The 8,518-nt window shown below is 74.5% G+C and carries 9 protein-coding genes; 5 read left to right on the top strand and 4 right to left on the bottom strand.

What is annotated here, in order from left to right:
• On the top strand, positions 1-915 hold a 915-nt coding region (locus ACWCSD_RS41335; RefSeq protein ID WP_449923110.1), incomplete at its 5' end, for a bifunctional adenosylcobinamide kinase/adenosylcobinamide-phosphate guanylyltransferase.
• Positions 916-938: 23 nt separating this feature from the next.
• Here ACWCSD_RS41335 and ACWCSD_RS41340 read toward each other — a convergent pair.
• On the bottom strand, positions 939-1,739 hold the full coding sequence (locus tag ACWCSD_RS41340; protein WP_358294161.1) for an ABC transporter ATP-binding protein: 801 nt from the start codon (positions 1,737-1,739) through the stop codon (positions 939-941).
• 35 nt (positions 1,740-1,774) lie between these two features.
• Here ACWCSD_RS41340 and ACWCSD_RS41345 point away from each other — a divergent pair, with 35 nt between their 5' ends.
• The gene (locus tag ACWCSD_RS41345; RefSeq protein ID WP_449923114.1) at positions 1,775-2,518 is read left to right on the top strand and encodes an adenosylcobinamide-GDP ribazoletransferase; all 744 of its coding nucleotides are present in this window, start codon (positions 1,775-1,777) and stop codon (positions 2,516-2,518) included.
• Between the two features lie 76 nt (positions 2,519-2,594).
• On the opposite strand, the gene ACWCSD_RS41350 is transcribed toward ACWCSD_RS41345, so the two are convergent.
• Genes ACWCSD_RS41350 through ACWCSD_RS41360 form a run of 3 tightly spaced genes read right to left on the bottom strand, consistent with a single transcriptional unit; the run spans position 2,595 to position 4,788 of the window.
• The gene (locus ACWCSD_RS41350; RefSeq protein WP_397162255.1) at positions 2,595-3,482 is read right to left on the bottom strand and encodes a lysostaphin resistance A-like protein; all 888 of its coding nucleotides are present in this window, start codon (positions 3,480-3,482) and stop codon (positions 2,595-2,597) included.
• A complete protein-coding gene (locus ACWCSD_RS41355; RefSeq protein WP_449923118.1) occupies positions 3,479-4,444 on the bottom strand; it encodes a hypothetical protein in 966 nt (321 codons plus the stop codon). Before ACWCSD_RS41355 ends, ACWCSD_RS41350 begins: the two co-directional genes overlap by 4 nt.
• Positions 4,441-4,788 carry a GntR family transcriptional regulator gene (locus tag ACWCSD_RS41360; protein ID WP_352353377.1) on the bottom strand — a complete coding sequence of 116 codons (348 nt, stop codon included), beginning with the start codon at positions 4,786-4,788 and terminating at the stop codon, positions 4,441-4,443. Before ACWCSD_RS41360 ends, ACWCSD_RS41355 begins: the two co-directional genes overlap by 4 nt.
• A gap of 105 nt (positions 4,789-4,893) precedes the next feature.
• Between ACWCSD_RS41360 and ACWCSD_RS41365 the strand changes: the two genes are divergently transcribed.
• The 3 genes from ACWCSD_RS41365 to ACWCSD_RS41375 form a co-directional block, all read left to right on the top strand.
• On the top strand, positions 4,894-6,363 hold the full coding sequence (locus ACWCSD_RS41365; protein WP_358294170.1) for a leucyl aminopeptidase: 1,470 nt from the start codon (positions 4,894-4,896) through the stop codon (positions 6,361-6,363).
• A 51-nt stretch (positions 6,364-6,414) separates the two neighbouring features.
• On the top strand, positions 6,415-7,779 hold the full coding sequence (lpdA, locus tag ACWCSD_RS41370; protein WP_397162257.1) for a dihydrolipoyl dehydrogenase: 1,365 nt from the start codon (positions 6,415-6,417) through the stop codon (positions 7,777-7,779).
• A gap of 38 nt (positions 7,780-7,817) precedes the next feature.
• On the top strand, positions 7,818-8,518 hold a 701-nt coding region (locus ACWCSD_RS41375; RefSeq protein ID WP_449923123.1), incomplete at its 3' end, for a biotin/lipoyl-containing protein.

The raw sequence follows: 8,518 nt of genomic DNA on the forward strand, positions 1-8,518 counted from the left end.
GCCCGGCTCCCCCAGGACCGCCGTCGCCGCCCCTTCGAGCTGCTCGTGGACGACACGGCGCGGTTCCCCTTCACCGGCGGCGGCGCGTTCGGCGGCGGGCTCGGGCTGGTGGCGGCCGACGGCGCGGCGGTGCTGTGCCTGCCGCCGGGCCGGGAGGCCCCCTCGGACGGTCCCGCCCGCTACGACGTCGTCGTGCTGGACCTGCTGGACCGCCCGCAGCGGCTCGGCGAGCTGCGCCGCGCCGGGCTGGCCGACGACCGGACCGCAGTGGTGGCCGCGTGGCTGGACCACCGGATCAGGTCGGAGGAGGAGCTGGCCAGGCGGCTGCGGTTGTGGGGGGCGGTGGCCGTGCCGGACGGGACGGTCCTGGGCAGCGGCGGAACGGTCCGCGAGACGCCGCCGCGGCGGGCGTTGCTGCTCGGCGGGTCCAGGTCGGGCAAGTCGGCCGAGGCGGAGCTGCGGCTGGCGGCCGAGCCGTACGTCACCTATGTCGCCACCGGCGGCGACGGCGCGGCGGACGGCGAATGGGCGGCGCGGGTACGGGCGCACCGGGAACGGCGGCCCGCTCACTGGGACACGGCCGAGACGACGGACCTGACCGGGGTCATCGCGGCGGCGCGCACGCCCCTGCTGATCGACGGGCTGGGCACGTGGCTGGCGGCGGTGTTCGACGAGCACGGGGCCTGGGACGGCGACCGCACGCCGGTCGCCCGGCGCTGCGCGGAGCTGGTCGAGGCGTGGCGCGGCACGCCGGTGCCGCTCGTGGCGGTCTCGGACGAGGTGGGGATGGGCGTGGTGCCCGCCACGTCCGCCGGCCGGGCCTTCAGGGACGCGCTCGGCAGGCTCAACGAACGGCTCGCCGCCGAGTCGGAGTACGTCGCCCTGGTGGTCGCGGGGCGTCCGCTGGAACTGTGACCCGTGGCCTCCGGGAGCCGGGGCTACGGGCGTACGGCTCTGGCGTACCAGCGGCCGTCGAGGCGGTCGACGTGCAGCGGACGGCCGAAGCACTCGGACAGCAGGCCGGGGGTGAGCACCTCCGACACCGGCCCGGCGGCCAGCAGCCGCGAGTCGCGCATGAGCAGCGCGTGCGTGGTGGTCGCGGGCACCTCCTCCAGGTGGTGGGTCACCGTGACCGTGGTCAGCACCGGACGGGTGGCGGCCAGCTGCTCGACCGCGGTGATGAGGTCCTCGCGGGCCGGCAGGTCGAGCCCGGCGAACGGCTCGTCGAGCAGCAGCACGGCGGGCTCGGCCATGAGCGCCCTGGCCACTCGGATCCGGGCCCGCTCCCCTTGCGAGCACACCCGGAACGGGCGCTCGACCAGGTCCTTGCAGCCCAGGTCGGCCAGCAGGCGGGTGGCGCGCTCGCGCTCGTTGTCGCCGTACTTGTCCCACAGCGGGACGCTCGTGCCGGTGTGGCCGGTCAGGACCACCGTGTGGGCGGTGGCGCCCTCCTCCTCCAGCAGGTCCTCGTCGATCAGCCGCTGACTGGCCGCGACCAGGCCGATGTGGCGGCGCAGCTCCCGCAGGTCGACCCGGCCGAGCCGGTGGCCGAGCACGCTGACCGCGCCCTCGCTCGGGTGGCGCACCGCCCCCGCCAGCGAGAGCAGGGTGGTCTTGCCCGCGCCGTTGGGGCCGAGGATCACCCAGTGGTCGCCGTACGCCACCTGCCAGTCGATGCCGTCGAGCAGCGTTTTGCCGACAACCCGGACAGCTACACCTTCGAGTTCAAGCACGTGCATTCCCGCCACATTAGTCGGCCCTAGGATCGGTCGTTATGCCGCTTGCTGAGCTGACCCATGGGCTGCGCTTCGCGATCGGCATGCTCAGCGCCGTTCCCGTGCGGGTCGACAGGGTCGATCGGGAGGTCGCCGGGCCGGCCATGGCGGCGGCCCCCGCGGTCGGGCTGGGGCTCGGCGCGGTGGCGGGCCTGGCGCTGCTGCTGCCGGGGCCGCCGCTGCTGGGCGCGGCGCTCGCGCTCGGGCTGCTCGCCGCGCTGACCCGCGGCCTGCACCTGGACGGGCTGGCCGACCTCGCCGACGGCCTGGGCAGCGGCCGGCCCGCCAAAGACGCCCTCGACATCATGAAAAAGTCGGACATCGGGCCGTTCGGGGTGATGACGCTGGTCATCACGCTGCTCGTCCAGGCGGCGGCGCTGACCGGGGCCGGCCATCCCGCCCTGGTGACCGCCTGCGTGGCCGGGCGGCTGGCGCTCACCTGGGCGTGCCGGGCGGGCGTGCCCGCCGCGCGGTCCGGCGGGCTCGGGGCGATGGTGGCGGGCACCGTGAGCGATCCGGCGGCGTGGCTGGCCACGGCGGCCGCCCTGGCCGTGACCGCCGGGCTGGGGCTGGCGGCCGGGACGTGGGCGCCGCCGATCGCGCTGGCGGCCGGGCTCGGGACGGCGCTGCTGCTGCTCCGGCACGCCCGTCGGCGGCTCGGCGGCGTCACGGGGGACGTGTTCGGCGCCCTGGTGGAGACCGGGACCACGGCCGCGCTGGTGGTGTGCGCGATCCTGCCCTGACCGGCTGACCGGCTGACCGGCAAACTGACTGACCGGCGGCGCGGCCGCCTGCGCCCGGCTCCCGGCGCAGGCCGGGTCAGGCGACCGGCTGCGGGGCGCGGGCCGGGAGGCGGCGCAGGAGCACCACGCACAGCAGCGCGAGCGGGACCCAGCCGACCAGCCCGGTGAGCCCGGACACCGCGGTGTCGGGCGGGGCCGCGGCGTCCCCGAGCAGCAGCACGGCGGGCAGCACCGCGTTCAGCGAGCCGTGCGCGACCACGCAGGGCCACACGCTGCCCGTACGCAGCCGCAGCCAGCCGATCGCGATGCCGGCCAGCACGCAGAAGCCGATGAACTGCAGCGCCGCCCACGACCCGAGGCTCGGGTAGTTGTAGCCGAGCAGGGTGAGCGGGGCGTGCCACAGCCCCCAGATCGCCCCGGACAGCGCCAGGCCGCCGATCGGGCCGTACGTGGCGGACAGCCGGGGCAGCAGCCAGCCGCGCCAGCCCCACTCCTCACCCAGCGCCGGGACCGCGTTCAGCACCGGGCCCGCCAGCACGCCGATGGCGATCTGCAAGTAGAGCGCCGGGCCCGGGTCGGCCGGCGGCTGCACGCCCCCGGCCGCGAGCTGGGCCCGGAACAGGCTGAACCGGTCGAGGTCGAGCGGGAACAGCCCGACGGCGGTGCTGAGCCCGGCGCAGACGGCGATCAGCAGCGGCACGCCCAGCCAGGCGGCCAGCACGTACCGGCCGGTGCGGCCCTTGCTCTCGCCCAGCGTCAGGCCGGTCTCGGCGGCCCAGCGCCGCCAGGGCGCGCGCGACAGCGCCCACACCCCGAGCACCCCGGCGGTCGGCGTGAACATCATGACCGCGGCCAGCCCCTTGGCCGCGGGCGAGCCCAGGCCCGCCCCGAACCAGATGGGCAGCGCCACCAGCCAGGACAGCCCGAAGGCGAGGACGAGGAAGACGGGAAGCTGTTTTCTCATGACCGTGCACGCTCCGCGACGAGGGCGTTGATGAGGGACGCGCCGCGCTCGGCGTCGTCGATGCTGATCGCCAGCCGCCCGCCGGAGCGGTAGCCGACGACCAGGCACTCGCCGCCGCGCAGCATGATGGTGGCCGCGCCGGGCAGGCCGCGGAAGCCCCAGCCGCCGACCTCACTCGGCCTGCGGTCCTCGGTCCAGGCCCGGTCGATCCGCGACAGCGGGATCCTGCGCGCCGGGACGCCGAACGGCCCGAAGCCGATGACGAGCGCGTCGTCGCCGACCCGTACGGACAGCGTCGCCGTCGCCAGCCCCGCGACCAGCACGATCACGGCCCCGGGCAGGGCGGAGGCCATGGTCGCCGCCGGCACGACGCCGGCCAGGCGCAGCCCGCAGAGCCCGACGATCGCCGCCGCGGCCACCAGCGACAGCGCGACCAGCCAGGGGTTGACCAGCCGGCTGACCCAGACCGTACGGCGACCGGGCCGCAGCTTCATGGCCGGGGGCGGCTGAACGGCCTCGACCGGGTCGGGCCCGCCCCTGCCGAGGTAGCCCGCGAACACGCCGACAGCGAGGGATCCGACGACGACCAGCGGGACGTGCCAGCCCGGCAGGCTCGCGGCCGTCCAGTCGGGCACGTCGAGGTTGGCCGCCAGCGTGGAGGCCTGCGTGCCGAGCACCAGGACGCCGCCGCCGAACAGCCCGCCCCACCACAGCGCCCGCCCGTTCCGGTGCCGCAGCGCCCAGCCCCGCGCGGCCACGGCCAGGAACACGATCCACACCACGGTCCACACCGCCGCCACCGTCAGCACGTGGGCCTGGAAGGACGCCGAGCCGTCGACGCCCGCCGCACCCCAGTGGGTGGCCAGCGGGTCGGGCAGCCGGTCGCGCAGCCCCATGGGGGCCAGGAGCAGGGCCGCCGTGACGGCCGCGCCCCACCCGGCCGCGGGGATTCGGGGGTTCATGGCAGATCCTCCAGGATGGTGATGAGGTCCTCACGGCGGTAGCCGTGCCTCTCGGCCTCCTCCAGCAGCTCCCGGGCGCGCTGCACGAGCAGCGCGCGCCCGTCGGCCTGGCCCGCGACGCTGACCCCGCGCCCGCGCCTGAACTCCAGCAGCCCCTCGTCGCGCAGGTCGCGCAGCGCGCGCAGCACGGTGTTGGGGTTGATGCCGAGCGCCCTGGCGAGGTCGCGGGCCGGCGGAAGGCGGTCACCGGGCGTGTAGGAGCCCTCGCCGATGGCGCGGCGGATGGCGCCGGCCACCTGTTCGTGGAGGGGCCGTGCGTCGTTGAGATCGAGCGCGAGCAACATGATGCTAATGACACTAGCACCATGAAACGGAATGCGTCCGACCAGCATTTGTAGGATGAACCCCTGTTTGTGAGTACGCAGAAACCGTGGATAGCATCGGTTTACGTGACCACTGTGCGGCTGAACTCAGCAGACCCAGTCTCTGTCGACACCGACGCCCTGATCGTCGGCTTCCGGCCCGGCCAGGACGGCCCCCGCCCGGCCACGGGCGCTGAGTCCCTCGACGCGGCTTTCGGCGGCAACCTCGCCACCTCCCTCAGCTCGCTCGGCTTCTCCGGCAAACCCGGAGAGCTGGCCAAGCTGCCCACGTTCGGCGCCGTCCAGGCCCCGGTGCTCGTCGCCGTCGGCCTGGGCGACTCCTCCGACCACGAGTCCCTTCGCCGCGCCGCCGGCGCCGCCGTGCGGTCGCTGGCCGGCACCGCGCGCGCCGCGCTGGCCCTGCCGGCCGACGACGACGCCCAGGCCGAGGCCGTCGCCCTGGGCGCGCTGCTCGGCGCGTACGGCTTCGACCGCTACCGCACGGGCGAGCCGCCGAAGGCCCCCGTCTCCGAGATCACCGTCCTGTCCGGGCAGGGCGAGTCCGCCGCCGAGCGGGCCGGCGTGCTGGCCGAGTCGGTCTCGCTCGTCCGCGACCTGGTCAACACGCCGCCGTCCGACCTGTGGCCGGCCAAGTTCGCCGAGATCGCCGAGCAGGAGGGCGCCAAGCACGGGCTGACCGTCGAGGTCCTCGACGAGAAGCAGCTCAAGGACGGCGGCTACGGCGGCCTGGTCGGCGTCGGCCAGGGCTCGGTCAACCCGCCGCGCCTGGTCCGCGTCGCCTACAGCCACCCCGAGGCGGGCAAGACGCTGGCGTTCGTGGGCAAGGGCATCACGTTCGACTCCGGCGGCCTGTCGCTCAAGCCGTCGGCCGCCATGGACTGGATGAAGTCCGACATGGGCGGCGCGGGCGCCGTGCTCGGCGCGCTGGTCGGCATCGCCCGGCTCGGCCTGCCGGTCAACGTCGTCGGCTACCTCTGCCTGGCCGAGAACCTGCCGAGCGGCACCGCCCAGCGCCCCTCCGACGTCATCCACAGCTACAGCGGCAAGACCGTCGAGGTGCTCGACACCGACGCCGAGGGCCGCCTGGTGCTCATGGACGGCATCGCGCGCGCCGCCGAGGACGACCCCGACCTGATCGTCGACATCGCCACGCTGACCGGCGCGCAGATCGTCGCGCTCGGCTGGCGCACCGCGGGCGTCATGGCCAACGACGACGCCGTCCGCGAGCTGGTCGTCGAGGCCGCCACCGCCGCCGGCGAGGGCGCCTGGGGCATGCCGCTGCCGGAGGAGCTGCGCAAGGGTCTCGACTCGCCGGTCGCCGACATCGCCAACCTCCACCCCGAGCGCTTCGGCGGCATGCTCACCGCCGCCATCTTCCTCAAGGAGTTCGTGCCCGACGGGGTGCGCTGGGCGCACATCGACATGGCCGGACCGGCCTACAACAAGGGCGAGGCGTACGGCTACACCCCCAAGGGCGGCACCGGCGCCATCACCCGCACCCTCATCGGACTCGCAGAGCGGCACGCGAGCATCTGAAACAAATGAAAAGATGACGGCATCACGAACACCCCGACAAGGAGCCTTCCTGTGGCCTATGACATCGTCGTCCTAGGTGGCGGCAGCGGCGGTTACGCCTGCGCGCTCCGGGCGGCCGAGCTGGGCAAGTCGGTCGTCCTCATCGAAAAGGACAAGATCGGCGGCACCTGCCTCCACAGGGGATGCATCCCCACGAAGGCCCTGCTGCACTCGGCCGAGGTCGCCGACGAGACGCGCGAGAGCGCGTCCTTCGGCGTCAAGGCGAGCTTCGAGGGCATCGACGTCCAGGGCGTGCACGCGTTCAAGGACAAGATCGTCACGCGGGCCTGGAAGGGCGTCCAGGGCCTGCTCAAGGGCGCGGGCGTGACGGTGGTCGAGGGCGAGGGCCGTCTGGTGGGCCCGCGCAGCGTGCAGGTGGGCTCGGAGGTCTACGAGGGCGCCAACCTCGTGCTGGCCACCGGCTCGGCCCCCCGCACGCTGCCCGGCCTGGAGATCGACGGCGAGCGCGTCATCACCAGCGAGCACACCCTGAAGATGGACCGCGTGCCGTCGTCGGTGATCGTCCTGGGCGGCGGCGTGATCGGCGTCGAGCTGGCCAGCGTCTACCGCTCCTTCGGCGCCGAGGTCACGATCGTCGAGGCGCTGCCGCACCTGCTGCCGACCGAGGAGGAGTCCAGCTCCAAGCTGCTGGAGCGGGCCTTCCGCCGCCGCGGCATCAAGTACGAGCTGGGCGTCTTCTTCGACTCCGCCAAGACCACCGAGACGGGCGTCGTCGTCACCCTGGCCAACGGCAAGACCCTCGACGCCGAGCTCCTGCTCGTCGCGGTCGGCCGCGGCGCGGTGTCGTCCGGCATGGGCTTCGAGGAGCAGGGCGTGACCATCGAGCGCGGCGCCGTCGTGGTCGACGAGCACTGCCAGACCTCGGTCCCGGGCGTCTACGCCATCGGCGACCTGATCCCCACGCTGCAGCTGGCCCACGCCGGGTTCGCCGAGGGCATCATGGTGGCCGAGCACATCGCCGGCCTCAACCCGCCGCCGATCGACTACGCCGGCGTGCCCCGCATCACCTACTCCGACCCCGAGGTCGCCTCGGTCGGCATCACGTCGGCGCAGGCCGCCGAGCGCGGCATCGAGATCGTCGAGCAGGTCTACGACCTGGCCGGCAACCCCAAGAGCCAGATCCTCGGCACCTCCGGAGCGGTGAAGGTCATCGCCCAGAAGGACGGCCCGGTCGTCGGCGTCCACATGGTGGGCCGGCGCATCGGCGAGCTCGTCACGGAAGGCCAGCTGATCTACAACTGGGAGGCGCTGCCCGCAGAGGTCGCCCAGCTCATCCATGCACATCCGACCCAGTCCGAGGCAGTCGGTGAGGCGATGCTGGCCCTGGCCGGCAAGCCGTTGCACGTACACAACTAGTCCAGCCCTCGAGATCAGAACGCGAGAGAAGAATAACGATGCCGGTCTCCGTACAGATGCCCCAGCTCGGCGAGAGCGTGACCGAGGGCACGGTAACCCGTTGGCTGAAGAAGGAGGGCGAGCGCGTCGAGGCCGACGAGCCGCTCCTCGAGGTCTCGACCGACAAGGTCGACACCGAGATCCCGTCGCCTTCCGCGGGTGTCCTCACCAAGATCGTCGTGGCTGAGGACGAGACGGTCGAGGTCGGCGCCGAGCTCGCCATCATCGACGAGAACGCCCAGCCGGGCGCCGCCGCCCCGGCCCCGCAGGCCGCGCCCGAGCCCGAGCCGGAGCCCGAGCCCGAGCCCGCCCCGGCTCCCCCGGCCTCCTCCATCCCGCAGCCGGCCCCGGCCCAGCCCGCTCCCCAGCAGGCCGCCCCGGCTCCGGCCCCGCAGGCCCCGGCCCCGCAGGCCGCTCCGGCTCCGGCCCCGCAGGCCCCGGCTCCGCAGCAGCCCGCCGAGCCCACGCCGCTGCCGTCCTCGGGCGACAGCCCCTACGTGACGCCGCTGGTGCGCAAGCTCGCCAACGAGCACGGCGTCGACCTCGACTCGATCAACGGCACCGGCGTCGGCGGCCGCATCCGCAAGCAGGACGTGCTGGAGGCCGCCAAGTCCCAGCGCGCCCAGGCCGCCGCCCCGGCCGCGGCTCCGGCCGCCCAGCCGGCCGCCGCCGCGCCGGCCCCCGCCGCCGCCCAGGCCCC

This window comes from Nonomuraea sp. NPDC001684 (genome assembly GCF_053596515.1).

What these genes read in the sequence shown, in the direction of transcription:
- ACWCSD_RS41340 (WP_358294161.1), bottom strand. Translation starts at nt 1,739, where the DNA reads ATGCACGTGCTTGAACTCGAAGGTGTAGCTGTCCGGGTTGTCGGCAAA.
- ACWCSD_RS41345 (WP_449923114.1), top strand. Translation starts at nt 1,775, where the DNA reads ATGCCGCTTGCTGAGCTGACCCATGGGCTGCGCTTCGCGATCGGCATG.
- ACWCSD_RS41355 (WP_449923118.1), bottom strand. Translation starts at nt 4,444, where the DNA reads ATGAACCCCCGAATCCCCGCGGCCGGGTGGGGCGCGGCCGTCACGGCG.
- ACWCSD_RS41360 (WP_352353377.1), bottom strand. Translation starts at nt 4,788, where the DNA reads ATGTTGCTCGCGCTCGATCTCAACGACGCACGGCCCCTCCACGAACAG.
- ACWCSD_RS41350 (WP_397162255.1), bottom strand. Translation starts at nt 3,482, where the DNA reads ATGAGAAAACAGCTTCCCGTCTTCCTCGTCCTCGCCTTCGGGCTGTCC.